This is a genomic window from Paenibacillus ferrarius (genome assembly GCF_002027705.1).
Taxonomy (GTDB): Bacteria; Bacillota; Bacilli; order Paenibacillales; family NBRC-103111; genus Paenibacillus_E; species Paenibacillus_E ferrarius.
In genome coordinates this window covers 1-25,776 of the sequence record NZ_MBTG01000046.1, presented here as the reverse complement: position 1 = coordinate 25,776, position 25,776 = coordinate 1, and the positions used below count along the sequence as shown (strand labels likewise).

Genomic DNA, 25,776 nt, shown 5'->3' with positions numbered 1-25,776 from the left:
ATATATTACAATAGACTCAGACCAACCCCGGAGGTGTTTCCACATGGAAAATTTCCCATTAACGCTGCGCTCTCTCTTTGACCGCTCACAGTCCTTATTCGCCAAAAAAGAGGTCGTCTCTCGCACAAGCTCCGGCATACATCGGTATACCTACGCCGATTTCGGGAGACGGACCAAGCAGCTATCCAGCGCTCTGCAGCAGCTTGGCGTCAAGCCTGGAGATCGGGTGGCCACTTTCGCTTGGAACCATCATTGGCATTTGGAAGCTTATTTCGCCATCCCCTGTATGGGAGCTGTCCTGCATACCGTCAACATCCGTCTCCCCTTGGAGCATCTTGTGCACATCCTTAACCATGCCGAAGATCGTTTTCTTTTGGTAGATGAGACTTTGCTTCCGATTATCGAGAGAATTCAGGATCAACTGACGACCATTGAAGGCTATATCGTGATGACCGACTCTCAGGAATTGCCCCCTACTTCTTTACATCCCGTCTACGGATATGAGAACATCTTAAATAGCGGCGATCCGCAATACGCGTTCATCGACTCCTTAAATGAAAGCGCTCCCGCAGGTTTGTGCTACACGTCCGCGACGACTGGCAAACCCAAGGGCGTCGTATATTCTCACCGCGGCATCTACCTCCATTCGCTTTCAATTGGCCTCGCCGATACACTTGGCCTTTCGGAACGCGATAGCGTCATGCCTATTGTGCCGATGTTTCACGTCAATGCGTGGGGACTTCCTTTCGCATCAGTCTGGTTCGGCAGCAAGCAGGTCCTTCCCGGACCCGCGCCTACCCCTGACATTTTACTAGGCCTGATCGCCGATGAGAAAGTCACGATAGCCGCCGGAGTTCCTACGGTATGGACAGCCGCGCTGAAAGCGCAAGAAGCCATCAATGCAGATATTTCATCTCTACGCGCTGTTGTCTGTGGCGGTTCTGCCGCCCCAAGAAGTCTGATTGAAAGCTATGAACAGCGGCTCCAAGTACCGTTCTATCACGCCTATGGCATGACTGAAACATGTCCATTAGTGACCGTCGCTAGGTTGAAGAGCTATCAAGAAGAAACCTCGCTGGATGAACAATACGATACACGCGCTGCACAGGGGCTTCTTGTGCCAGGTTTGGATATGAAAATTGTCGGACCACGCGGCGAAGTCGCATGGGACGGCAAAGAAATGGGCGAAATTCTGCTGCGCGGCGCCTGGGTTGCAACGGAATATTACAAAGACGAAAGAACACAGGAATCGTTCCAAGATGGCTGGTTCTACAGCGGTGACATTGCGGTTATTGATCCCGAAGGATTCGTCAAGCTGGTTGACAGGGCCAAGGATCTGGTCAAAAGCGGCGGCGAGTGGATCTCCTCTCTCGATCTGGAAAACAGCTTGATGGCCCACCCGAATGTGTTCGAGGCTTGCGTCGTTGGCATCCCTCATCCCAAATGGGAGGAGCGCCCTCTCGCCTTTGTCGTTTTGAAGGATGCCGCCTTGCAAGCAGGAGATAAAGCCGATTTACTCACCTTCCTGACGGATAAATTCGCCAAATGGTGGATTCCCGACGATGTCATTTTCCTCCATGAAATCCCAAGATCGTCGGTCGGCAAATTCATGAAGCGCGAGCTGCGTGAGCAGTATCAAGCCTATTTTACAGGGAACTAAATAAGCTATATATATGAACGGTATAAATCTCAATCTCATTTCAACGATACCCTCGATATCTATATGAAAGTAAGCCGGATTGGCACTTCTTCGATTGGAGCCGTCGCCGAACCGAGCTATTCGAAGTCTCTTTCATTGCTGAATAGTTCTCATGCCGTTAATCATTAGCCATCTAAATAATCACTGAAGGGCGGTCATCTTTATGTTCGAGGAAAGTTTGTTGAAGGATAAGGTGATTCTTATTACGGGCGGAGGCACCGGACTTGGCCGGGCAATGGGAGAGAGATTCCTGTCGTTAGGCGCAAAACTAGCGATTACGAGTCGGCGTGAAGAGATTTTGGCCAAAGCAGCCTCCGAAATGAGCGCTGACGGCAAGGAGGTCTTCTACAAAAACTGTGATGTGCGAGATGCATTGCAAGTCGCAGAGATGGTGGCTGCCGTGGAACAACACTATGGCCGTGTGGATGTTCTCATCAATAACGCTGCAGGCAATTTCGCCAGCCCTACGGAAAAGCTTTCTCCGCGCGCTGTCGATGCAGTGCTGAATATCGTCCTTCACGGCACGTTCTATACCACGCTGGAAGTAGGAAAAAGATGGATCGAGCAGGGGCGCGGCGGTACGATGCTGAACATCGTCACCTCCTATGCCTCCACCGGCTCGGGCTTCGTCGTACCCTCGGCTGCCGCCAAGGCCGGCGTGCTCGCTCTTACGCGCTCGCTTGCCGTCGAGTGGGCCCGGTACGGCATCCGGCAGGTCGCGATTGCGCCGGGACTTTTCCCGACCGACGGCGCGTGGAGCCGACTGGCTCCGACGCCCGAGCTGTCGGAGAAGCTTTTGAACCGCGTGCCGCTGCGGCGGGTCGGAGACAAAGATGAGCTCGCGAACCTCGCGGCTTATCTGATTTCGGACTTCGCCGCTTATATTAACGGCGAAGTCATCACGATCGACGGCGGCGAATGGCTGCAGGGCGCCGGACAGTTCAACGATCTGCTCGAGGTAACCGATGAGCAGTGGATTGATCTTGCGGAGCTGACGCGCAAGGGCAAGTCGTAAGCAACGAGCTCGTACTGCTGCAAGGGTGAAACATAGTGCTATTACGGTATTCCCAACAGGATACTGCTCTGTAGCACTGTTTTTATTTAAGGTTAGAGTCTCTCTTTATTCATACCGAAGGGATTCATTTGGATCACACTTTGCAGCTTTATTAGCTGGCAACATACCAAATATAATACCAACAAACATAGAGAACAGTACTCCACCAATAATCACTGGTACCGATACAAGCGGCGGCCAATGAGTTAACATTGAGACTAAATATGCTCCTCCTGTTCCAAAAAGAATGCCAATACTACCTCCAAATGTCGTTAGCGTCATTGATTCAATTAAAAATTGAAGCAATATATTTCCCCTCGTGGCACCTAATGCTTTGCGTATTCCTATCTCTCTAGTTCTTTCCGTAACAGAGACAAGCATAATGTTCATCACCCCAATACCACCTACAACTAACGATATTCCCGCAATGCCACTAATAATAGCTGTCATGGTCTTCGTAATTGCGGAGAGCGATTTCTGAATTTGCTCTATATTAAAGATATAGTATTCTCCGTTCATTTTCTTATATCGATATTTATTATTAAGCAGATCAACTGCCTTACGCCCAGCTTCATTAAGTTTATTCAAATCTTGGCTTTGGATTGTCAACGAATGAATGCTATCCTCACCGAACAGAGTTGGCCAAACAGCAATCGGAACTAAAATTTTTTTCATTCCAAAATTCAGGAAACCCTGCTTTTTTTCTTTATAAATGCCTACAACCTTAAAAGAGATCCCCTCAAGCTCAATAATATCTCCTACGATGCTTTTTCCTCTGCTTAATTTATTAACGACATCTTCACCTAACAAAGCAACCTTGCGACCTTGCTTAATCTCATTTCTTGATATAAGACGACCTGAAATCAGTTCAATGGGGTATACGTCATAGTATCCTTCTTCCATACCTACCAATTGGGAATTAACAATCTTATCTAAATAGTGTAAAACGGACGAAGTTGAATTCATCTTGATAATTGTTGATATTTCAGGTAGTTTTTGCAGATCAAAAACATCACTCTCGTCAAATCTGCCTTCAGATTCATCGTAGTTCAACGGCACTTCCTCATCGGTCTCCAGTTGTCGATATAGGATGTCTAGCGAGTTACTACCATTGCCAACGAAATTCTTCTTCAATGCAGCTTCGCCGCCTTGTCCTATAGCAACAATGATAATAATAGAAGCTACAGCGATAATAATTCCAAGCATCGTAAGCAGTGATCTTAATTTATGCGCATACAACGATGCAATAGCCATCTTAACTGCTTCCCATAATTCCATTATTAACCCTCCTGTCCTCAATGACCATTCCGTCACGAAGAAGGATCGTTCTTTGAGCATGTTGAGCTATTTCCGGTTCATGAGTTACAAGAATAACAGTCTTACCTTCACGATTAAATTCAGAGAAAATACGCATTACCTGTTCACCCGTCTGCGAATCCAAAGAACCCGTAGGTTCATCTGCAAGAATTACATCGGGGTTGTGTATAATAGCTCTAGCGATAGCCACACGCTGCTTTTGACCACCAGATAACTGATTAGGATAATGATTCTTACGATCACCAAGACCCACTTTTTCTAATGCCAAATGCGCTTTTTCCATTCTTAATCTTTTCTTCTCTCTAGCATAAATTAACGGAAGCTCTGTATTCGCTAAAGCATCCAGCCTCGGAAGCAAGTGAAACTGTTGAAAGACAAAACCTATATGCTTGTTTCGGCACCTCGCCAATTCCTTATCGGCTGACGTTGATACATCTTGTCCATTCAATAGGTACGTACCAGAGGTTATTGTATCTAGCAGTCCGATGATACTCATGAGAGTTGATTTGCCCGAGCCCGAAGGTCCCATAACAGCTACAAACTCACCCTGTTCGATCGACAAACTGAGGTCATGTAAGACAGGAACTTCGAGTGAATCGGATTTATATGTTTTATATATATTACGAAGTTGCAACATCAACCTTCACTTCCAATCCCTCTTTCCAATCTATCTTAGGCTGTCTGACAACGATGTCACCCTCGTTAACGCCTGTTAGCACTTCTTTAAACTGATCGTTCATCAATCCAATCGTTATTTCTTTCTTTTGCAACATATTATCTACAACAATGAACACGAATTCTTTGCTATCCTGCACAAATGTTGCATCGTGAGGCAAGGTAAACACATTATCTTTTGCTTTTATTTGTATTTCTACAGACACGTGGTAACCTTCTTGCAACCCTGCTCGTTTATCCATGAGAGCTACTTCGAACGGATAAGATGTTACAGACTCCTTCTTTTCAAGCCCTGAATTTATGCCACTTTGCGATGGACTTAATTGTATACTCTTAACCTTCCCCTCCCACATCTCACTTGATAAGACCTTGGATTTCACCTTTACCGGCTGACCTGCTTTTACAAAGACCGAATCAAACTCGGTGATTGTGCCCTTAACTTTGTAGGGTTCATTAGAAACCAGATGAATAATAGGTTCTTGTGCTTCCGTGCCTGCTCTATTTCTGTTACGGGTGACCTTTTTTACGATCCCGGATATCGAGCTTTTCACGATTAAGTTATCTTTCTTCTTTAAAAGACTTTCCATCTGCATTTCATTTTCCTTTATTGAAAGCATTGTATACTTCACTTGCCGTTCTAACTCTTTTCTAGCTTTACCCGCTTGACGGATGGACTCTTCAACAAGAGAAGTATCCTTTAAATTATGTTTAAAATCGGCCTCTAGGTTATCCAGTTTTTCACGATGCTGCTCAAGTTCAAGGGATAGTCGTGTTTTAGCGATTTCTAATAAAGTCACCTTACTCCTGATCTCTTCCTCATCATATCGGAACAGCTCAGTTCCTTTCATAACTTCCTGCCCCTCATATACAAATAGGTCTTTCACCGACCCCATGGCTTCATCAATGAATATTCTCTCCTCATCACTAGGTGTTACAACGCCGGAAGCTATCAAAGTATCTGATATTTGTTGCTTTTCTACCTGAATTACCCTTACATTTGTCAAACTGGAAAGAGAGGAATTAGGATTAAAGATCAAAAATAAATTTATCCCGATAATACTTAGAATTCCTAAACTGAGTAGTATCAAAAACCACTTTTTTTTCATAAAAACGCCCTAACTAGTCTCTTTCTTCCAAGTTGGAATAGGAGTTTCTATTTTTTCTTTAACAAATTCATAATTGCAGAAGCCGTGAAAGCACCAGCTAAAGCCAAAACCAGTTGCGCCGCACGAAACTGTAGTAAGGAAGTACTGAGAATAATTAAATTTTCAAGAACCTCCTATTCACAAAATTAAATACCATATCATAAAAAAGATCAGATAGACCAAAGCTGAAAATAGTAATGATTGGATCTGTGTAGCTTGAAAGATACTTCGGCAGAAATAGAACAGCATCGCTGTTGCTAAGATAAAAAAGGGATTGACCAAAAACAGCCAAATACTGTCTTTGGTTTGAGATATAAACAACTTATCGATCAATGCCCCCAGGACATAAACAATATTGCAAAGCAAAGCAATTCTATATATAATCTTGTAATCCGAATATATCCCAAACATTTTCCGTGCAGTAGCATACATTAAAAAACCAAAACCTTTAATTATTAAATATGTAAATGCCAAAATAATTAGTAAAATTGATCCAAAAACTGCAGTGGCTTGCACTGTCTTAGTCAAGAATAAATCCTTGATTTTATAGACCTCATCCCCTATTTCCAAGACTATGATCGTTAGAATTACAATCAAATTAAGCAGATATGCAGCCGTCTGTAAAAAATACCCTGTATTCTTGTGTTCTATACATACTTTTACCATCTCGCCCCCCCTAAAAATTAACCGCATTAATAAGCACAGAATATCTCCACTAACCTTTGTTCTATCCACTCGAAAATAGTTTTCTATATATTATTTATTACATATTTCTCCAGTTCATTGTCAATAAAAGTATTTGAAACTTGTGTCATTTTACCATTCGACAGAATAAGAATTTCATCGCTAACTCTTTGAGCAATAGGAATCATATGAGTGGAGATTACAACGACATTTCCTTGACGAGCATAATTAATTAATTGATCCCTCATATGCTGAATATTTATCGGGTCCAGCGACACAAGGGGTTCATCCAATAGCAAAATTTTAGGTTTTATTAAAAATGCAATAGCAAGAGATACTTGATGCTTCATCCCATGGGAATAATTAATAATCAAATCATTTGAGTACGAGGTTATTCCCTGTTCATCCATGAAATTATAAAGTTGTTCTTTGGACCAAGACTTATTATGCATTCTACTAACAAAATTTAACATTTCAAAGGCCGATAAGTATTCAAGTAATACCGGAGTTTCAGGTACATAATAAACCAATGAGAAGAAATCCACCTTGTCATTCCCTAATATATCTCCTTGATCAAATGGAATCATTCCCGAAATAACCTTCATTAATGTTGTTTTCCCTGCTCCATTTCTTCCTAATAGGCCATAGACTTCCCCTTCAGCCAGTCTAAATGATATATGGTCCAACACAGTCTTATCGTATTTTTTAGTAATGTTCCTTAGCTCATAGTTCAATGTAACACCTCATTTATAGAAATAAGACAGAAAACCGAACACTTACTTGTGATTCTATGACTGCAGCCAGAAAAAACAGGGTTATCATGAAAGTTAGTAACGTTACCTTTTGCTTGGAGTTATTAAGATAAAAGATCTGCTGGTTAAACATTTTGTTTATTGCTAATCTCATAGTAAATGTAGAAAGAATAAAACATATAATCATTGCCGATATTTCCAAAATACCATGGGTGAGAATGACTGTAACCGAGAATCCAAATGATCCTGTTTCTATAAACACGTAGTAGACAGCAAATGAAGTTATGTAAACATTTAGAAGCAGAACCAGCATACTTAAGACTCCAAATGTTGCATTTCCCAATAGGATAAACGAAAAAGCAAGCATCACATTATGCTGGAAAATCTCAAAAATTGGCACGGATTCCGGGTATAGCTCTTTAGTTGGAATAAAATTGTTCCACTGAAGTAACATGGATACAATCGTTAAAATTAAAATAAATACCCACACAAAACCTGCAATCAACAATATCTTGCTGTTCTTCTTCAACAATAAAAGCAATCCACTATGGAGCATTAGATTGGTTCCTCCTATTGTGCTTTTGATAGATCTGAAAGAATTGAATAAATAAAAGTAGAATAATAAACGGGATAGTAGCATATAACCACCAGTATTGAATGCCTGTTAAATAATTAACCGTGAATATGAATGCAGCTGTCATTCCCACGTAAATAGAAGATACTTTAATAGATATTGCCGTCAAGACATTGGATTCTAACATCCCCTCCAGCATATAAATAACGTAACAATAACAAACTATTGCAAAGTACATCAGAAAAATACCAAATAAGACAGTTGTACTATATGCCATGATTTCTATATCTATTAAGTCTCGGTCTGTAAGTATAATATAAAAAAATCCGAATTCGACAAGTTGAAAGATTAAGTACATCGAGAACAAAAATGCTGAATAATAATACGGGAGCCTCATACGCTTAAGCAGTAATATAGGTTCAGGTCTGTTCTCAAAAATAAAAAAGGTTGAGATTAAAGACAAAATAGCAACTATTATGATGAAATTACCTATCGGAAACAATATACTTATATATTTTTCAATTAAAAACGTAATAAATAACGCGACTATAATGTCGCTATTCACAAACCCATACTTACGGACATAATGGACAAAAAATGAAAAACGACTGCTATTTAGTATTTTTATAAATGAGTATTGCTTAGTACTAAAGCTAGCCTCATTAAAGAATAAACTACTTAAAATAAAAAAAAGAAAGAAAAGAAAAATTATGAAAGCCACACCTATAAGGTAGTATTGCCCATCTAAATTGAAAGTAGAAAAGTTAACAGGAATTTGTGATGTTAAATCGATTATGAGTTTACTTTTATCAGAAGTATTACTATTTAAATAATACTTATCAATAAAAAAATGGATAGGCATAACAAGAAAAGGAACAAGGATGCATACAAGAATATTTGCCATGGAACGATAAAATAAATGAATATGATTCATATAAAATTGCTTAATCAGTAGCATGAAATATTTAACAAAATCTACAATCACACCAAATATAAACAAGATAAACAGATACTGTGCAATAAAAATAAACCCATTTATACCATGATAGTAAAATTGTACTACTAGGAAAGGTACGGAGAGAAAAAAAATCAGAATCCAACAAATAATAACACCCAATAAGCTGTTATATACAATCAAGTATCTTTTTATTTTCACAGCATAATTTGAGTAAATAATAAATCTAGTCATTTCTCTGTTTTCTGGAAAATTAAGAATAAATAGTGCACAAAGAATGAGAACTCCAAGTAGAATTACATTCAATTTGGATTCAGCAATCGGTGCATGATGAAAAAACACTTGAAATAACACCGTTAACGCTGTCCAAAAGAGATAAACTACAAAAATGAAATAGACAGCTTTTTTCAATAGTTTCGATACAAGCTGAGTACCCGAAGCACCACTATTACCTAATATTTTATTAAATCCGTATACCCATTTGTTTAGTAATACTTTTAAGGAGAATTGAAATAATAGGTATAGGGTATATGTTATATTTTTAAGTATCAAAAGATCTCCTTCTCACTATAATTATGGATTAGATCAAGTATTGATATGTTCGAAAACAAACCCCTTCTGTTTTCAAAGCTCTACGAGAATGACTTTAGATAACCATTACGTTCTACCAGCCGGCCAATCTATCGATATTATTTTCTAATAGCCATCCAATGGTTTCTTCACCGATAAACAAAATAATGACCGTGATTACGCTCCAGCCAAAGGCAACTTTCAAAGCAGATCTTACTACTCTGGTTGTCCTATAAACATCGCGAACCCGAAGTAATCCAGCCATGACTGCAGCCCCTCCGATCTCTGGCAGAAGCTTGTCAATACTGAACTGTGCACTATTTATGAAGAACAATGAAACAACTCCTAGTAAGTATGCACCTATCATAATTTGAAAAGCGTGCTTGCTTATTGTACTTTGAGATTTAATAGCAAAAGCTAACATTCATATTCCTCCTATTAATGTCATAATTAAAAACGAAATATATAGAAAACTTGAAAACAGAAGGGCTTTAGTTAGTGTTGCTTGTAAAACTGTACGGAGCAGATAGCTTAGCAATACAAATCCTAAAATAAACAAAGGGTTTGTTAAATAAACTAGAATTCCATAGGAACTATTTGAGAAAACTAAAACATTATATAAAGCACCTAATACAAAAGTAATGTTCCATAACAAAATAACTCTGAAAAACAGGGTAAATTTAGACTCAACTCTAAAAATGAATCGTAATATCAAATAAAGAAAATAGGTGCCTACAAAAACTTGAAAAAGAACAATTAAAAAAAAGAGAATTAATGCAATCCCAATAATAGATATGGTCGGAGCAGTTTTTGACATAATTAAACTTTTCACATCGTTTATAACCGTTGTATTTTCCGAGTAAAAAGCAACAGAAAAAGTGATAAGAAAGAGAATATAAGTCAAAATAATCAATAGATATCCAGTTGATTTTCTATTAATTAGTTGCTCTTTCAAAATAGACTGCATCAATTGCACCTCACACTTTTATTTATATATGTATACTTTAGCTAAAATTGAATTTCCTGAAAATACCACAAATAGGGTATTGAAACCAAAAATTTTCTTATAAATCCTCCTCTATCATGGCACTTCGTTTTGCTGTACACTTTTTTAAGCATATGTCTTACAGTAGCTTCAGAAATGCCTAGTGCTATCGAAATCTGCAGAGCACTTTGATTTTGCAGCCAGCCAAATCCAATTTGCTTTTCACGATTTGTTAGGGAATACAAATCAAAATGCTCATAAACAAGTACCTGTTTATGAGTGGGGCCAGCTGATATCATTCTAGATTCAATATCGTTTACAATCCGTCTTAATATGTGAGCAATAAATCTTACATCTTCCTCCAGTGGTACTGAAATATCCAAAAAACCACATATTTGATCTCCTTGTTTGATTGGAGAACAGACACAGCTCCATTTCGAAAAAAAATGCAAGCTATGCTCAGAGCCTTGTACAGCTACTAAATCTTCCAATTGCATAGAAAGGGAAATGCCATTAATACCTGTATGCTCTAACGCAAAAGAAGTTCCAACACCAACATTAACAGACTCTAATTTTTTTATTGTTTCCGTTGGTCCTGTTAAATTTATCGCCACTCCATTTTGATCTGTAAGAATGATTAAGTATGGATTGGACAATATTGTCGAAAGAGAATCTACCTCTTCATTAACAAATGCGATTAGCCACTTTTTGGGGGAAATTAGTTCTTGCCTCTGTACGTCGTCTATTCGAACTACTAATTCTCTAATTTCTCGATTAATTCCGGCACCAGTACAAGCATTATTCCACAATTCTATTCTCTCGGCTTCAATATCCGAAAAACTAATCCACACATTTTTAGAATCAGAACCCTCCCCAAAGATATCCATTTGCTCCCCCTTTTTCGCATGGAAATACATATTATATTTTACAATAGTTTCCTTTTAAAATAATTTTATAGAATATACGAACATATGGCAATCATTTATAATTAAAGGTGAGGGGATAAAAAAAAAGCCACCCCAAGACTTAGTAAAAATAGTCTCAAGATGGCTTTTCTCGTCTTTAAGCAGCTAAAACTGCTTTACGTATTTCACAGCTTGCTCAATATCAGCTTGGGGATTGTCGCCTACTTCGCGCTCAATGGTCAAGTAGCCGTTGTATCCGATCTCCTTGAGTGCTCGGAAGTACGCGCCAAAAGGAACTCCGCCTTCACCAAGCGGCACTTCCGCGAAAGCACTTCCCGAGCCGCCCGAAGCCATCTCGGCAATCTTGGCATGGTCCATGCCCTCGAAGCCTAAGGCCCCATACACAAGACGCGGGTCAATTTCCCGATAACGGACACCGTCTTTGACATGGGTGTGTACGATGTAGTCCTTCAAGGTGTAGACACCTTGGACAGGGTCATCCCCAGTCACCATGACCATATTCGCTGGGTCGAAGTTGACGGAAACCCCCTTCGTACTCATCGTGTCAAGGAAGCTCTTCAGATGAGCCGCACGCTCGGGTCCGGTTTCAATGGCGAAGAAGGCCCCTTTGCTGTGGGCGTACTGGCCTAGTTCCTCGCAGGCTTTTTGCATGCTGAGGTAGACCGTACTTTGCGTATCTTCCGGAACGATCCCAATATGGGTCGTCACGATGTTCGTGCCGAGATCCAGTGCTAGATCCAGAATTTGCTTGGATTTTGCAATTTTCGCGGGATTCGCCGCTTCGTCTTGAAAGCCATGTCCTGCCAGGTCACCGCATAAAGCTGATATTTCTAGCCCGAGTGAAGCGATATAGGCTTTAAGTTCTTGTCTGTCCGTGCTCGTCAGATGATCCGGGTCCATTTCGCCGCTGACCGCATAGATTTGCACGCCGTCTGCTCCCGCTGCCTTCGCTTTCTTCAAGCCTTCTCTGACGCCTACACCAAAGCTATCTACGATGATCCCAATTCGATTCGTTAGAGCCATTTGCTGATTCCTCCCCTTTATATGCCATGTCATTATTTACTTGTTAAAATGAATTTCTGTACCTTTTTCGCTCGATTCGTAGATAGCACATAGGATTTTGGTCAGCTCTACGCCATCTTCAACAGGCGAAATCAGTTCTTTGCGGCCTAAGCACACTTGCACAAAGTAGTCGATCTCATTGCGGAAGCCTTCCATGAAGTCGAAAGAAGGATGATCGATCTGCGGTGTAATGTTCAAAATGGTATCATGCTTCTCGCTCATAATCGTAAATTCCGGCTCAATCTCCGCGCCGCCTTGCTCGCCGAAAATTTTGACCGCGAACTCATTCTTCTTCGCGTGCAGCGTGAAACTCACATCGACCATCAGCGATGCGCCATTCTCAAAGCGGATCAGCGCATTCGCCATATCCTCTACATCGTTTTTGGAAGCATCATAGTCTGCTGCCTGATAGAAGGTCAAGTTCTTAATGTTCGAACGGTTGCCCAGCTTCGTATAGGTGTTGCCGCTGACCGATTTCACCTTCGGTCGGCCCATCAGATACCAGCATAGGTCGATGACGTGGATACCGATGTCAAAAAGCGGTCCGCCGCCAGAGCGTTCCTTGTCGGAGAACCAGCCGCCGGGATTGCCGAGGCGGCGTAGGTAGGAAGCCTTGGCGTAGTAAATCTCGCCAAGCTCGCCTGCATCAATGAAGCGGCGCAGCACCTGCGCGTTCGTGCCATAGCGGCGGACGAAGCCGACCTGCAGCAGCTTGCCGCTGCGGCGAACCGCTTCCTCGACGCGCAGCGCTTCTTCAACGGTTGTGCAAAGAGGCTTCTCGCACAAGACATGTTTGCCCGCTTCTAGCGCGGCGATGCTCAGCATGCCGTGCGAGTTGTTCCAGGTGCAGATGCTGACCGCGTCGATTTGCGGGTCTGCCAGCATGTCACGATAGTCTTTGAAAGCGACCTTCGCCCCGTATTTCTGAACGGCCGCTTGCGCCCGCTCCTCGTTCATATCGACAATCGCATATAATTCTACTTCCGGGTGTTCCATATAAGAAGTTAAGTGTGCGTCAGAGATTGAGCCTGCGCCAATTACCGCTACTTTAAGTTTCGTCATGTTGGTTTCCTCCGAAATCTGTCTCTTATCCTTTAACAGCGCCAGCCGTCATGCCTTTCATGATCTGTTCCTGGAACAGCAAGAAGACGATAATGGTTGGCAATACGGCAATCGCTAATGCAGCCATCGTTAATTCATAATCTGTCATATATCCCGTTGCGAATGCGGATAAACTCAGAGGAACCGTCTTGAGTGCAGGCTTGCTGATAAAAACAAGCGCGAACGCAAAATCGTTCCAGAAGCGCAGAAACGCCAGAATCGCAACCGTCGATAGCGCCGGCATACTAAGCGGAAGCATCATGCGGAAGAAAATCCCCCAATAGCCTGTTCCGTCAATTAAAGCGGCCTCTTCAATTTCTTTGGGAATCGTAACCAAGTAAGCAGCGATGACGAAAATAGCCAGCGGCAGCTCAAAAGCCACATAAGGGAGAATAAGTGCTCCGTACGTATTCAGCAGATTTACTTTCTTCATAATAATGAACAAAGGAACTAGGGTACTGTGGATAGGAATTAGCATTCCTAATAGAAATAAGCCCATGAAAAATGGTTTTAGTTTAAACGTAAACCGCGATAATACAAAAGCAGCTAGTGCCCCAATGACTAACGTGAGCAGCAAGGAAGCTACCGTAACGATGGTTGAATTCATAAGTGAAAGCCCCATCCCCGATACTTTCCAGGCGCGAACAATATTGTCCCATTTCCACACGGTCGGCAATAAAAAGGGCCGCGAATAAAACTCTTCATTCGATTTAAACGCACTGATAAACAACCAAAACAATGGATATAAGGTGACAAGCCCGTATAAGGTTAGGCATACATTAATGAAACCTTGCAGCCATGCTTTTCGCTTCTTGCCTCCAGCGGGAAATCCCGTCTGCGTCGATACAACCTGCGCCATAGATGTCCCTCCCTAAAGCATTTTCTTTCTATCGATAATCTTTTTTCATGAGATATTGGCTTCCGACAATCAAAATCAAGCTAAGAATAATGATAGCTGTTGAAATGGCGCTGCCGAAACCAAAGCGGTAGACGTTGAACGTGCTGTTGTACATATAAGAAGCAAGCAATTCCGTCGAATGGGCAGGTCCCCCGCCCGTCATCACATAGATAAGGTCGAAGGCCTTCAAGCTTCCAGAGATACAGAGGACGACAGAGACTTTCACGGTATCCCAGATCATCGGCAGCGTGACGGCAAACAATTTGCGAACCGGGCCTACGCCATCGAGCTGGGCGGCATCTTCAATTTCAGGTGAAATATTTTGGAGAGCCGCAATGAACATAATCATGTAAGGACCAATATAATTCCAGATGATCGGCACCATCAGCGCGTACATCGATACTTTCGGATCCGAGAGCCAAGCTTTTTTCCAACTATCAAGTCCAATACCCTCAAGCATGAAGTTCAAAATACCAATTTGCGGGTGGTAGATATAGCCCCAGATAATCCCGACAACAACCGAAGACAGGACCATCGGCATAAAAACAGAAGCACGGATAGCACGTTGAAAAAAGGTGCTGCGCATCAGTAGAAGCGCTAGAATCATGGCAATGGGAACCTGCCCAAAAACGGATGCTGCCACGACGAGCATGTTGTTTTTGAAAGATTTCCAGAAGATTGGATCTTTAATAACTTCCGCATAGTTGTCAAATCCGATAAACTTGGCGGCTCCGATCCCTTTCCAGTCGAAAAATCCGTAGTAGGCCGACCAAAAAATCGGCACAATCACAAAAAACAAATATAGGACTAAGGCCGGGAGGAGCCCTATGGTAATGAATCCTCTGATTCTTGCAGATGCAGTCATAATGAACCTCCTTCTTGTCTTTTTTGAAAAAAGGCTCCAGCCGGGCATTGGCTGGAGTCCTGGTGCCGTACCTTATTTACCGACGGCTTTAGCTTGCGCGTCTTGAATTTTCTTGGCAATATCCTCGGGCTTGCCGCCCATGAGGAGCTCTTGAAGACCATTGTTTACAACGTCAGCGCCTGAGGAGCTAAGATTGCCATCGTAAACCGGTGTTCTTTTGACAGTTCCCATCAGTTTGTACACTTCAACGAACAAGGAGGATACTTTCGTTGTATCGAGATCAACCTTGTAGCTCACGAGTTGATTGCTCTCTAAGATTGCTTTTTGGGCATCTGGGCCTGATAAAGCATAAATCAGTTCATAGGCTGTCGCTTTCTGTGCGCCAGCAACTTTCTTGCTTAGGCCAATCCCTGTTCCTACGACGCCTGAAAGTGAGTTAGGGTCGCCTTTGCCGTTAGGCACAGACGGCAGTACAGTAACCGCCATGTTGGCAAGTGCTTCCTTCGACGTATTCGCCGCTAGATTGGGCAGTGCCCACCCGCCGTCGATCATCATAGCAGATTTGCCTTGAGCGAACATTTGTTCCATTTGTGTGTTATCGATGCTGTTGAAGCCTTCTTGGAAAGCACCAGCCTTGCCCAACTGTTGGAGATAAGTCAAAGCTTGAACGAATTCAGGATCTGTGAACTTCGCTCCATTCTGATCTACCGCTTTCAAGAACCACTCTGTCCCCGTCACACGGTCAGCAAGCGAACTTAGAATGCTGGACTGCGCAACCCAAGCTGCTTTGTTGCCAAGTGCGATTGGCGTAAGATTATTCTTTTTGAACGTCTCCACCAGTTTCATGAGATCGTCCCATGTCTTAGGTGGCTGTACATTATATTTGTTAAATATTTCTTTGTTGTAGAAAAGAATAGAAGTTGGAGATAATGCCATAGGCGCGCTGTAGATTTTGCCATCGATTGTGAAATCATTAAACGAACCAGGCATGAAACCATTTTTCCACTCTGGCTTGCTATCCAGCAGTTCGTTAACCGGTTGAATCAAGCCGCCGGCAACAAGCTCCTTCGTCAACACACCTGGCTGCATGACGAACAGGTCTGGCATTTCATTCGCAGCAGCAACTGTTTTCAATCTGGCACGGTAGCCATCGGGCGGAATACCTTGTATATCCAATTCCACATTCGGATGATCTTTCTTGAACTTCTCCATGTATTCGCGCATCTTTTTGGCACGGAGATCCTCGCCTGTATAGTTGTGCCAAAGCGATAATTTGATTTTCTCTGCAGGTTTGCCTGTATCTGTCGATTTAGGAGCCGCGCTTCCCTTAGCCCCTTCTGTTGTTCCACTTGCGCCACAACCAGCTAACAAAGCTAACGACATCGTAGCTGCAAGTGTCATGATCAATGACTTTTTCATTCGTTTGACCTCCCTATAGGTTTTGTGGAAACATCACTTTTCGCGTTTCCTCTCTACAACTTGAGTATAGTGGACATTCTCAGGAGGCGGTACGGGAGAGACTTCGGCGCGAAGGGGGACATTATTCAGTCTTTATTCCCCTGCCGAAATTCGGAGGGCGTTCTCCCGGTGTACTTTTTGAACTGCTGTGTAAAGTATTTGATATCCTCATAGCCGACTCTTCTGGCAATATCACTCACCTTGGTTTGAGTCCCTTGCAGGATATCTATGGCACGTTTCATCCGTTCCTGTGTAACGAATTCAATATACGTGCAGCCTGTCTCCCGTTTGAATACCTCACTGAAATGATTGGGATTGACGTGGACAAAGCCGGCGACCTGTTGAAGCGATATCGGCTGATGCAGATTATCCCTTATATAAGCAATAGATTTATAGACATAGGCATACCGGTTTTGATCCAAGCCTTGATGGAAACGAGTCATTACAGCAGAAAGCACCTTGAAGACTTCATCTTCTGGACGCCCTTCTCCCTCGTAGACAGGCAGCGTACTTAAGGAAGCTGGCCCATTTTGAGCTGAGCTGGCACGCTCCAGCCAGCGATGCCCGGCAATCATCATCGATTGCAAGTAGCCTTGAACAGAAAGCGGCGTAGCCGCTGTATCCTCCATCAAAGCGCGCACCTTCTGGTTCACCCAGTGCCGCAGCTCTGTTGCATTGTCGCTCATTAAGATAGCCGTAAGCTCGGCCTCTTCCTTCTCTGTACAAACCGTCCGGCCTCCGCTGCGCTCACGAATATCTTCAATCGTAAACAAGCCCTGCGATCCGATCAGCCCTTGATAGGCAAAAACCTCCTTCGCCGTACAGTACGATTCCCGAAGTCCTTCGAAATCCGGCGCTACCGCGCCTAGTGAAGCAAATGCAGAGCATTTGAGCGTGTCCGTGACCCTTTTCAATGCCTTAGTCAGTCCAGCTTGATCGGTGAATCCGGCTTCATGACGAACAACAAGAAGCAAATGATCCTTATTCATCAGGGTGACGCAAGGGAGCAGCTCGAAGAGAATATTCTCCGCCGCGCCTTGGAGCAGCTCCATGATCGGCGATTCCCCCCATCCGGAAACGAACAGAAGAAGCACCTGCATAGGTGCAGGCAGGCCCGAATCCGGATACACGTCTACCCCATATTTGCGAAACCACACCTGCAGCTGGTCTAGGGCATGCTCATCCTCCTGCAAGCCGCGATTTAGCACCCGGTCTAGCAGCTGACTGCGAAGCGCAGCCTGTTGAAGCATATCTTGCTTCGAGGACTCCCATTTATCCATAATGTTCTGCTTCGCTTTAAGCGCCGCTTTAATAATCTCCTCTGGGCGACTCGTCTTCAGCAAGTAATCGGTGACACCTTCGCGCAAGGCCTGCTGGGCATAGCTGAAATCATCATAGCCAGTCAGGATCACGATTTCTGTATCCGGCAGCAGCAGCTTCACCTGGCGAGCAAGCTCGATACCATCCATACCGGACATCCGAATGTCCGTTAAGACAATATGCGGCTTCTCCACGGAGATGCGCTCCAAGGCTTCCTCCGCTGATGAAGCGGCTGGAAGCAGTTCAAGTCCAAGCTCCTTCCAGTCAATGACGGTACAGAGTCCAGTTCGAATAATAACCTCGTCATCCACAATCAAGATTCTCATTGCTCTATCTCTCCCTTCTCCAGAGGAATTGAAAATGAAATCGTCGTCCCAACACCAAGCGTGCTCTCAACCATAAGCCCCGAGCCAGCGCCATAATGCAATAACAATCTCCGGTGAACATTGATGAGCCCGTAGCTCGTAACGGCGATCTTTACATCTTTGAACGTTTCATTGCGCACACCCAATTGATGATTTGCCTGCATGATTTGTCCTTGAATGTCACGAAGTTTCGCATCTTCCATCCCGATTCCCGTGTCTTCCACCACAAATTTCATTTGATTGTCGCGCAGCTCGCCATGCACATAGATATGGCCCTTTGCTTTTTTCTTCTGAATGCCGTGGATCAGACTATTCTCAATCAAAGGCTGGAGGAGCAGCTTTAACATCGAGGTTTGAACCATTTTCGGATCCATAAAAAATTCAATTTCGAATTGATCGGGAAAGCGAATCGCCTGAATATACGCATAGTTTTGGGCATGCGAAATTTCCTGCTGAACCGAGCAAAACTCTTCCCCTTTATTCAAACTAAACCGCAAGAAATCACTTAACGCTCCTACCATATCCGCAATCTGGCGGTCCTTGTTCATCAAAGCAATCCAATGAATCGAGGAAAGCGTGTTATAGAGAAAGTGCGGATTAATCTGAGCCTGCAGCGCCAAAATATCCGCCTCTTTTTTCATCGCTTCGTTCAGCTGCACCTGGTCCTTCAGCCTGCTGATCCGCTCGCTGAGCTTATTGTAGCTGTGGACGAGCAGCCCGACTTCGTCGATACTTTTCACCTCATAGGTGGGAATGGTCTCTTCCGGGTTCAGATCCTTCAGATATTTGGTCAATTTGGTCAAAGGCTTCGTCACCCATTGCAAGAAATACAGAACCAGCCCCATGGCCAAAAGCAGCGCAATAACAATCGTAACGGCCGTTACTGTCAACACATACCCATTCTGTTTCTGGTAGATTTCAGTAGGAATGAAACCAATCAACGTCCAGCCTAATCGAGGAATCTGATTGTACAAAACCGTATGCGGCTGCTCCATATTCTCCACATTCAGCACACCGCTTGTACGCTCCAGTTTTCCCAGATTCGGAAAAATCTCGGCAAAGGTTCGCGCCAGCCAACTGGGATCGCCACCGGCAATGATCCGGTTATACTGATCCAGCAAAAGCACAAAACCACTGCTCTCCCAACCGGCATCCGTCAAATAACGCTCAATTTCTGCCTGATCCAGCGAAACGGATAAAGTGCCCAATGTCTTAAACGTGCTGACATCACGAATCGGCCTAACAAGGGATATAACTTTCTTGGGACCGTCCGACGTCTGAATCTCATAGAGCGGCGACCACCACTTCGTCGCTGAATTGTATACGGATTCATATTGCTGCAAAAGCGGCTGTAAGCCGGAATTCGTAATCGTTGTTGTAAAAAGCACAGGATTGTTGTTGCTTGGCGTAATCGTAATATTCAAAATGTACTTCTTGGAATACGACAGATTCCAAAGCGTGCCGACGATTTGTGAGTAACTGTTGACATCGCCTTCTTTACTATTCAAATAAGCTTGAATGTCTCTTTGCCCAATCAGAAAAATCGACATATTTTCAACGTCCTGAATGACAAAATCAAGCTTGTCCGTCATTTGCTTTAAAGTGTTCATCCCTGCTTGCTTCGCTTTATCCTCGGTCACGGATGTTGCGATTTGATAAGAAACAATCCCCATAGAAAGCAGCGGGAGCACCACTGCGAATAAAATGAGCAAAGACAGCTTACGTTTCAGTGATTTGGCAAACCAGCGTTTCACGGGGGGATCTCTCCTTTACAATTCCAACATCTTTTTTACATAGTACCAGAGCCCAAACTAAAAATCATACTTTTTTTTAGTTCAACAAACTTTTTGTTTGACATTCGTCGCGTTTGTGTTACTATTTTGCTCAGAATGACCTTTCAAGGGGGATAACAGGTGGAATCCATTCAAGATGAATTTGGCTTTTTAACCGATTTGGTGACAGGGCTTGCCGCTCAATTCGGAGACAACTGTGAAGTCGTGCTCCATGATTTGACCGGATCTTACGAAAGTTCCATCGTCGCCATTGCGAACGGCCATATCACGGGACGCAAGGTCGGAGACCCCGGTACGAACCTGGGACTTGAGCTGCTGCGAGGCAATCACGTGAAGGGCAACAAATACAACTATTTAACACAGACGAAGGACGGACGCATCCTGCGTTCAAGCTCGATGTATATGAAAAATAAAGCAGGACACATCATCGGTTCGCTATGCATTAACTTTGATATTACCGAGCTTATGATTGCAGACAGAACTTTGCAAACGCTCATTAATCCAGGGCAGCAAACGGAAGTAAAGGAATCCTTCGTCACGAGCGTCAGCGATTTGCTCGATGCCCTTATTCAAGAAGCTCAAGAGCAAGTAGGCAAGCCTGTAGCCGTGATGACCAAAGAAGACAAAATGCGCATGATTCAGCTGCTGGATGCCAAAGGCGCATTTCTGATCAAAAAAGGCGGAGAGAAGATTTGCGCCTATCTGAATATTTCAAAGTATACCCTTTATAGCCATTTAGAAGAAGGCAAAAGCGCCGCGAAAGAGAGTGAAGCGTGATGACAGAAACCTTAAAAGCCAACGAAACACTGGAAACCTTGGAAACACCGTGCGTAATCATTGATTCCGCGCTTGTCGATCGCAACATCCAAGTGATGGCTGATGCCATTAAGCAGCATCAAGTGAAACTACGTCCGCATGCCAAAACCCATAAGATGCCAGCAATTGCACGTCAACAAATAGAAGCAGGCGCTGTCGGCATCACGGTTGCGAAAATCTCCGAAGCTGAGGTTATGGCAGCGAATGGCATTAACAATATTTTCGTCGCTTATCCAATCGTGACGCCTAGCAAAATTGAAAGAGCGGTCCGCCTAAGCGAGCAAATCGAGCTGATTATCGGCGTCGACAGCTTGGCAGGCGCACAGCAGCTGGAGCAAATCGCAGCTGAGCACGGCCACTCCCTGCAAGTCCGTTTAGAAATCGACACCGGCTTTCGCAGAACCGGTGTGCCCTATGAACAGGCCTCTGCGCTTGCGGCGCAAATCGCCCGCATGCCGCACTTGCGGCTAACCGGCATCTACACGTTCCGCGGCTCGTTCCATGCTGGCAAGGCTACGCTTGACGTAGCGGCGGCAGGTCAAGAAGAAGGCACGCTGATGGTGCAGTTGGCCGAGCGTCTTCGTGCCGAGGGCATCGCCATCGTTGATGTTAGCGTTGGTTCTACACCGACAGCCATTTCCGCAGCTGCCGTTGAAGGCGTGACCGAAGTTCGTCCGGGCACCTATGTGTTCCACGATCGGATGCAGGCACGTCTAGGTATTTGCGACATCGAGGATTGTGCAGGCAGCGTGATCGTCACGATCGTCAGCCGTCCCTCCGCTGATCTTATCATCGTCGACGGCGGCAGCAAAACATTCGCTACCGATGTGCAGCCAGGTACAGACCCCCTTCAGCTTCGCGGTTTTGGCCATATCATGAACCTTGAAGATGCGTATCTCGTTCGCTTATCAGAAGAACACGGCATGATTGAACTGGGACCGCTGGCGCAAACAGCCATCTTGCAAGTTGGCGATAAGCTGCGCATCATCCCTAATCATATTTGCAGCACCGTTAACCTGCACAATCAAGTTGTTATGCAACGCGGTCATACCTATGAACGCGTGCCAGTGCTTGCTCGGGGAATGCTAGAGTAATCAATCAGGAGGTGTCGTCAGGATGTTGGATCTTATCTTGAAAAATGGACGGATTGTCGACGGTACCGGCAATCCATGGTTTGCCGGCGATGTCGCCATCCAAGGCAATAAAATTGTGGCTGTTGGCCAGATTCATGAGGAAGCGGCGCACGTCATTGATGTGCAGAAGCAAGTCATTGCGCCCGGCTTCATTGATGGGCACTGTCACTCCGATTTGATGATCTTCGATTATCCGCACAGTGAAATCAAGATGCGCCAAGGGGTCACGACAGAAGTTGTCGGCAATTGCGGCTTGGCGCCTGCGCCTTTCGTTCCCGCCCAAGCGGAACTGCTGCAAAGCTATGTCCAGCCTGTACTTGGCCAAACCAAATGGGCTTGGCCTTGGGAAACTGTCGCACAGTATATCGACGCTGTGGCAGGCTCCCATCCTTCTGAGCATATGGCGACCTATGTAGCCCATGGCGCTCTGCGCATCGCCGTAATGGGCTTTGCTAATCGGCCAGCGACTTCACAGGAAATTGCGATGATGAAGCAAATCCTTGAAGAAGGCTTGAAAGCCGGAGCGATTGGCTTGTCCATCGGTCTGCTTTATGCCCCTGGCAGCTACACGAGCAAAGAAGAAATTGCCGAGTTGTGCTCCGTGCTTCCTGCCTACAACGGTCTCTTCTCCACGCATATTCGTGGAGAAGGCAACAATCTGCTGCCTTCCGTTCAGGAAGTGATCTGGATTGCTGAAAGAGCTGGCGTTTCGCTGCATATCAGCCATCTCAAAGCTGCCGGCAAGCGCAACTGGGGACAAATTGTCGATGCCTTGGAGCTGATTGAAGATGCCCGAGCCCGCGGCATGGATGTGACCTGCGACGTGTATCCTTACAACGCAGGATCAACAAGTCTGACGACCATCCTGCCTCCATGGGTACTGGAAGGCGGGATCGAGAAGGTGCTCGAGGTCCTGCGCGATCCGGCTATGCGAGCCCGCATTCGTGAAGAATTAAGCCACGAACAGCTCACTTGGGACAATCTCGTCTGCTCCACTGGCTGGCAAAGTGTATTCCTGTCTGCGATGCATACGGAGACAAATCGTCATCTCGAAGGCAAGCACATCGCCGAAATCAGTGAACTTCGCGGGCAGCATCCTGCCGATTGCATGATGGATTTGCTGCTGGAAGAAGAAGGACGCATCTCCATTGTCTACTTCCATATGTCCGACGATGATGTGAAGCAAGTAGTCGCTTACGACAAATCACTCATCGCTTCAGATAGTCTGACTTGCGATACAGGAAAGCCTCATCCACGGCTATACGGGACATTCCCTCGTGTATTCGCCAAGTTTGTCCGCGAGCATCGCGTTCTAACTTTGGAGCAAGCGGTTCGCAAAGTCACTTCTTTCCCTGTTCAGCGCTTCAAGCTGGGCATGCGCGGTCTTATTGTTCCTGGCTACATCGCCGATGTAACCGTCTTTAACCCTGATACCATTCAGGATCACGCCACGTTCGAGGAACCTAGGCTGTACCCGGACGGCATCCCGCACGTCGTTGTTAATGGAAAAATCACCTTATCCCATGGTGAGCATACCCACGCGCGCGAAGGCATTTTCATTCGAGCGCAGCACTGCTGCCGACACTAATTATTTTCACAAACCCTTAAATCTATCAACCCATTCGGAGGTCAACATCATGTCCCAAATCGAACAACGTTTACAAGAGCTAGGTATCACGCTTCCCCCATCCCCAGAGCCGCGTTTCACGTATATTCCTTGCAATCAAACAGGTAATCTCATTTATTTGTCCGGACAAGACTGCCGCATCAATGGTGAGCTTATGTATGAAGGCAAACTAGGCCGCGAAGTCACCATCGAGCAAGGACAAGAAGCAGCCCGCCAAACGATCATCAACTGCCTCGCCGTCATGAAAGGCTACTTGGGTGATTTGGATCGCGTTGTTAAAATCGTCAAAATGCTGGGCTTCGTCAACAGCGCTCCCGGCTTTGGCGATCAGCCGTATGTCATCAACGGTGCATCCAATTTGTTAGTCGATATCTTCGGCGAACAAGGCAAGCATGCGCGTTCAGCGATCGGCACGAGCGATCTTCCGTTCCATACGCCGGTTGAAATTGAACTTATCGTTGAAGTGAGAGACTAGGAAATGAACTGAAACCAGGAAACTGGAACTTGGAAATCGGAAAGGACCTGAGGCGGCTGCTTCAGGTTCTTTTAGGTTTTTGTTATGCGTGCATTCTTGTTCCAAGCTAATTAAACGCTGCCGGAGCAGTTTTGGAGACAATCCCAACAACCACTAGTGGGAGGGAACTACAGTCCCTTATTTGTGACAAAACCCGTCTAGAACCACCCAAACGGGAACTACGGTACGCTATTTCGTTGTTTTTGAAGTTAGACTATTTCGTAGACACACCTTAAGGAACAACCTTTATAATATAGATATTAAATAAGGTCGAGGTGTGGCATGGGATCACAACGTGAAAGTTATGATGAGGAATTTAAACGCAAGACAGTTGAACACATGGAGTCTGCTAATAAGAGACCAATTGAAATTTCTAAGGAATTAAATATTCCTAAAAGTACCCTAAGTCGGTGGATTAAACAGTACGGCAGTAGAACTGTAGAATCTCAGTCTCAGGTGTTTGTAGACTATGAACGAATGAAGAAGTTGGAGCAAAGCATCCTCGAATTAAAAGAGGAAAATGAGATTTTAAAAAAGGCGATGCACTTCTTCACAAAGGACCCGTGCTGATTTATTCGTTTATTTATAAACACCGCTTCCAGTACCGGGTCGAGAAGATGTGCACCGTTTTAGAAGTCTCACGAAGCGGATATTACAAATGGATTAAGAGGGAACCTAGTGCTCGTGAAAAGCGCTTAAAAGCGCTAGATCGGAAGATAAGAAGACTGTTTAATCACTTTAAAAAACGCGCAGGAAGTCCGACGATTACAGCCGTATTAAGAAAAAATGGGACTGCGGTTTCTTCCAAAACGGTCAGTCGGCGTATGAAGGAAATGGGATTGAAGTCAATAACCGTAAGGAAAGTAACGGCTACGACGAATTCTAAACATGACTTGCCTGTGTTCGAAAATGTGTTAAATCGTCAGTTTACTGTGCTAGCGCCGAATAAAGCTTGGGTAACGGATATCACTTACATCCAGACGGGCGAGGGCTGGTTGTATTTGGCAAGCGTAATGGATTTGTACTCTCGCAGAATTGTAGGATTTTCAATGGGAGCTCGAATGACAAGGGAGCTCGTTTTAGACGCGCTAGAGAAGGCATATAAGCGTCGCAAGCCTGAGCCAGGATTAATTCATCACTCTGATCGTGGCTCTCAATACGCTAGTCATGACTACCGCGCAAAGTTACAAGAGTACAAAATGATTGGCAGCATGAGCCGTAAAGGAAATTGCTATGATAACGCTTGTATCGAGTCCTTCCATAGCACGTTGAAAAAAGAATTTGTGTACCAAACAAAATTTAAGACCCGTAAACAAGCCATGAGAGAACTCTATGCTTACATTGAGTTTGACTATAATCGACTACGACCACATTCTACTCTAGGATACGAGACGGCTCATCATTTCGAACAAATTTACTACAGAAATCAGGCTGTCTAATGCCGTGGTTGTTCCTTAATTTTGTGTCTACGCTATTGACAGAAGTACA

At 44.4% G+C, this 25,776-nt stretch carries 23 protein-coding genes and 1 pseudogene; 7 read left to right on the top strand and 17 right to left on the bottom strand.

Translation table 11 applies throughout. From position 1 onward, the window contains the following. Positions 1-43: 43 nt before the first annotated feature. Both BC351_RS33855 and BC351_RS33850 read left to right on the top strand, forming a co-directional pair. Positions 44-1,660: a long-chain fatty acid--CoA ligase gene (locus BC351_RS33855; RefSeq protein ID WP_079419411.1), complete on the top strand. Its 1,617-nt coding sequence runs from the start codon at positions 44-46 to the stop codon at positions 1,658-1,660. 202 nt (positions 1,661-1,862) lie between these two features. Continuing rightward, the gene (locus BC351_RS33850; protein ID WP_079419409.1) at positions 1,863-2,714 is read left to right on the top strand and encodes an SDR family oxidoreductase; all 852 of its coding nucleotides are present in this window, start codon (positions 1,863-1,865) and stop codon (positions 2,712-2,714) included. A 105-nt stretch (positions 2,715-2,819) separates the two neighbouring features. Here BC351_RS33850 and BC351_RS33845 read toward each other — a convergent pair whose 3' ends face one another. From BC351_RS33845 to BC351_RS33765, 17 genes are all read right to left on the bottom strand, one after another. Next, entirely contained in the window at positions 2,820-4,031 is a 1,212-nt protein-coding gene (locus tag BC351_RS33845) for an ABC transporter permease (RefSeq protein WP_079419407.1), read from the bottom strand. Beyond that, the gene (locus tag BC351_RS33840; RefSeq protein ID WP_079419405.1) at positions 4,009-4,707 is read right to left on the bottom strand and encodes an ABC transporter ATP-binding protein; all 699 of its coding nucleotides are present in this window, start codon (positions 4,705-4,707) and stop codon (positions 4,009-4,011) included. The genes BC351_RS33845 and BC351_RS33840 overlap by 23 nt, the downstream gene beginning before the upstream one ends. Next, positions 4,691-5,851, bottom strand: a complete 1,161-nt coding sequence (locus BC351_RS33835; RefSeq protein WP_079419402.1) for an efflux RND transporter periplasmic adaptor subunit — start codon at positions 5,849-5,851, stop codon at positions 4,691-4,693. Before BC351_RS33835 ends, BC351_RS33840 begins: the two co-directional genes overlap by 17 nt. A 177-nt stretch (positions 5,852-6,028) precedes the next feature. Further along, positions 6,029-6,556 (bottom strand): hypothetical protein, encoded by a 528-nt coding sequence (locus BC351_RS33830; RefSeq protein ID WP_079419400.1) that lies wholly within the window; start codon positions 6,554-6,556, stop codon positions 6,029-6,031. Positions 6,557-6,639: 83 nt separating this feature from the next. Next, positions 6,640-7,308: an ABC transporter ATP-binding protein gene (locus BC351_RS33825; RefSeq protein ID WP_079419398.1), complete on the bottom strand. Its 669-nt coding sequence runs from the start codon at positions 7,306-7,308 to the stop codon at positions 6,640-6,642. A 13-nt stretch (positions 7,309-7,321) separates the two neighbouring features. Then, positions 7,322-7,882 (bottom strand): stage II sporulation protein M, encoded by a 561-nt coding sequence (locus BC351_RS33820; protein WP_158082320.1) that lies wholly within the window; start codon positions 7,880-7,882, stop codon positions 7,322-7,324. Then, complete coding sequence (locus tag BC351_RS42530) at positions 7,872-9,407, bottom strand: hypothetical protein (protein WP_079419394.1); 1,536 nt, start codon at positions 9,405-9,407, stop codon at positions 7,872-7,874. Before BC351_RS42530 ends, BC351_RS33820 begins: the two co-directional genes overlap by 11 nt. Positions 9,408-9,519: 112 nt before the next feature. Beyond that, positions 9,520-9,849 carry a hypothetical protein gene (locus tag BC351_RS33810; RefSeq protein ID WP_079419392.1) on the bottom strand — a complete coding sequence of 110 codons (330 nt, stop codon included), beginning with the start codon at positions 9,847-9,849 and terminating at the stop codon, positions 9,520-9,522. After that, complete coding sequence (locus BC351_RS33805) at positions 9,850-10,392, bottom strand: hypothetical protein (RefSeq protein WP_079419390.1); 543 nt, start codon at positions 10,390-10,392, stop codon at positions 9,850-9,852. It abuts the gene before it with no gap. A 41-nt stretch (positions 10,393-10,433) separates the two neighbouring features. Next, positions 10,434-11,297: a LuxR C-terminal-related transcriptional regulator gene (locus BC351_RS33800; RefSeq protein ID WP_158082319.1), complete on the bottom strand. Its 864-nt coding sequence runs from the start codon at positions 11,295-11,297 to the stop codon at positions 10,434-10,436. A gap of 183 nt (positions 11,298-11,480) precedes the next feature. Then, positions 11,481-12,359, bottom strand: coding sequence for a sugar phosphate isomerase/epimerase family protein (locus BC351_RS33795; RefSeq protein WP_079419386.1), 879 nt, complete (start codon positions 12,357-12,359; stop codon positions 11,481-11,483). A gap of 36 nt (positions 12,360-12,395) precedes the next feature. Next, positions 12,396-13,460, bottom strand: coding sequence for a Gfo/Idh/MocA family protein (locus BC351_RS33790; RefSeq protein WP_079419384.1), 1,065 nt, complete (start codon positions 13,458-13,460; stop codon positions 12,396-12,398). A gap of 25 nt (positions 13,461-13,485) precedes the next feature. Then, positions 13,486-14,358: a carbohydrate ABC transporter permease gene (locus BC351_RS33785; RefSeq protein WP_079419382.1), complete on the bottom strand. Its 873-nt coding sequence runs from the start codon at positions 14,356-14,358 to the stop codon at positions 13,486-13,488. Between the two features lie 28 nt (positions 14,359-14,386). Continuing rightward, on the bottom strand, positions 14,387-15,262 hold the full coding sequence (locus BC351_RS33780; protein WP_079419380.1) for a carbohydrate ABC transporter permease: 876 nt from the start codon (positions 15,260-15,262) through the stop codon (positions 14,387-14,389). 72 nt (positions 15,263-15,334) lie between these two features. Next, positions 15,335-16,681, bottom strand: a complete 1,347-nt coding sequence (locus BC351_RS33775; protein WP_079419378.1) for an extracellular solute-binding protein — start codon at positions 16,679-16,681, stop codon at positions 15,335-15,337. Positions 16,682-16,806: 125 nt separating this feature from the next. Continuing rightward, the gene (locus BC351_RS33770) at positions 16,807-18,366 is read right to left on the bottom strand and encodes a response regulator transcription factor (protein ID WP_079419376.1); all 1,560 of its coding nucleotides are present in this window, start codon (positions 18,364-18,366) and stop codon (positions 16,807-16,809) included. Continuing rightward, positions 18,363-20,159, bottom strand: a complete 1,797-nt coding sequence (locus BC351_RS33765) for a sensor histidine kinase (protein WP_079419374.1) — start codon at positions 20,157-20,159, stop codon at positions 18,363-18,365. The genes BC351_RS33770 and BC351_RS33765 overlap by 4 nt, the downstream gene beginning before the upstream one ends. A gap of 159 nt (positions 20,160-20,318) precedes the next feature. Between BC351_RS33765 and BC351_RS33760 the strand changes: the two genes are divergently transcribed. From BC351_RS33760 to BC351_RS33735, 5 genes and pseudogenes are all read left to right on the top strand, one after another. Then, positions 20,319-20,975, top strand: a complete 657-nt coding sequence (locus BC351_RS33760) for a helix-turn-helix transcriptional regulator (RefSeq protein WP_079419372.1) — start codon at positions 20,319-20,321, stop codon at positions 20,973-20,975. Next, positions 20,975-22,108 carry an alanine racemase gene (locus BC351_RS33755; protein ID WP_079419370.1) on the top strand — a complete coding sequence of 378 codons (1,134 nt, stop codon included), beginning with the start codon at positions 20,975-20,977 and terminating at the stop codon, positions 22,106-22,108. The genes BC351_RS33760 and BC351_RS33755 overlap by 1 nt, the downstream gene beginning before the upstream one ends. A 22-nt stretch (positions 22,109-22,130) precedes the next feature. Continuing rightward, on the top strand, positions 22,131-23,735 hold the full coding sequence (locus BC351_RS33750) for an N-acyl-D-amino-acid deacylase family protein (protein WP_079419368.1): 1,605 nt from the start codon (positions 22,131-22,133) through the stop codon (positions 23,733-23,735). A 49-nt stretch (positions 23,736-23,784) separates the two neighbouring features. Next, entirely contained in the window at positions 23,785-24,249 is a 465-nt protein-coding gene (locus tag BC351_RS33745) for a RidA family protein (RefSeq protein ID WP_079419366.1), read from the top strand. Between the two features lie 321 nt (positions 24,250-24,570). Beyond that, positions 24,571-25,727, top strand: a pseudogene (locus BC351_RS33735) (IS3 family transposase). Positions 25,728-25,776 lie beyond the last annotated feature (49 nt).

Bases quoted from the DNA above. Each gene is read 5' to 3' on its own strand.
- BC351_RS33750 (WP_079419368.1), top strand. From the start codon at position 22,131: ATGTTGGATCTTATCTTGAAAAATGGACGGATTGTCGACGGTACCGGC.
- BC351_RS33810 (WP_079419392.1), bottom strand. From the start codon at position 9,849: ATGTTAGCTTTTGCTATTAAATCTCAAAGTACAATAAGCAAGCACGCT.
- BC351_RS33770 (WP_079419376.1), bottom strand. From the start codon at position 18,366: ATGAGAATCTTGATTGTGGATGACGAGGTTATTATTCGAACTGGACTC.
- BC351_RS33775 (WP_079419378.1), bottom strand. From the start codon at position 16,681: ATGAAAAAGTCATTGATCATGACACTTGCAGCTACGATGTCGTTAGCT.
- BC351_RS33805 (WP_079419390.1), bottom strand. From the start codon at position 10,392: ATGCAGTCTATTTTGAAAGAGCAACTAATTAATAGAAAATCAACTGGA.
- BC351_RS33835 (WP_079419402.1), bottom strand. From the start codon at position 5,851: ATGAAAAAAAAGTGGTTTTTGATACTACTCAGTTTAGGAATTCTAAGT.
- BC351_RS33820 (WP_158082320.1), bottom strand. From the start codon at position 7,882: ATGCTCCATAGTGGATTGCTTTTATTGTTGAAGAAGAACAGCAAGATA.
- BC351_RS33790 (WP_079419384.1), bottom strand. From the start codon at position 13,460: ATGACGAAACTTAAAGTAGCGGTAATTGGCGCAGGCTCAATCTCTGAC.
- BC351_RS33800 (WP_158082319.1), bottom strand. From the start codon at position 11,297: ATGGATATCTTTGGGGAGGGTTCTGATTCTAAAAATGTGTGGATTAGT.
- BC351_RS33785 (WP_079419382.1), bottom strand. From the start codon at position 14,358: ATGGCGCAGGTTGTATCGACGCAGACGGGATTTCCCGCTGGAGGCAAG.
- BC351_RS33855 (WP_079419411.1), top strand. From the start codon at position 44: ATGGAAAATTTCCCATTAACGCTGCGCTCTCTCTTTGACCGCTCACAG.
- BC351_RS33755 (WP_079419370.1), top strand. From the start codon at position 20,975: ATGACAGAAACCTTAAAAGCCAACGAAACACTGGAAACCTTGGAAACA.
- BC351_RS33745 (WP_079419366.1), top strand. From the start codon at position 23,785: ATGTCCCAAATCGAACAACGTTTACAAGAGCTAGGTATCACGCTTCCC.
- BC351_RS33780 (WP_079419380.1), bottom strand. From the start codon at position 15,262: ATGACTGCATCTGCAAGAATCAGAGGATTCATTACCATAGGGCTCCTC.
- BC351_RS33795 (WP_079419386.1), bottom strand. From the start codon at position 12,359: ATGGCTCTAACGAATCGAATTGGGATCATCGTAGATAGCTTTGGTGTA.
- BC351_RS33850 (WP_079419409.1), top strand. From the start codon at position 1,863: ATGTTCGAGGAAAGTTTGTTGAAGGATAAGGTGATTCTTATTACGGGC.
- BC351_RS33830 (WP_079419400.1), bottom strand. From the start codon at position 6,556: ATGGTAAAAGTATGTATAGAACACAAGAATACAGGGTATTTTTTACAG.
- BC351_RS33845 (WP_079419407.1), bottom strand. From the start codon at position 4,031: ATGGAATTATGGGAAGCAGTTAAGATGGCTATTGCATCGTTGTATGCG.
- BC351_RS33840 (WP_079419405.1), bottom strand. From the start codon at position 4,707: ATGTTGCAACTTCGTAATATATATAAAACATATAAATCCGATTCACTC.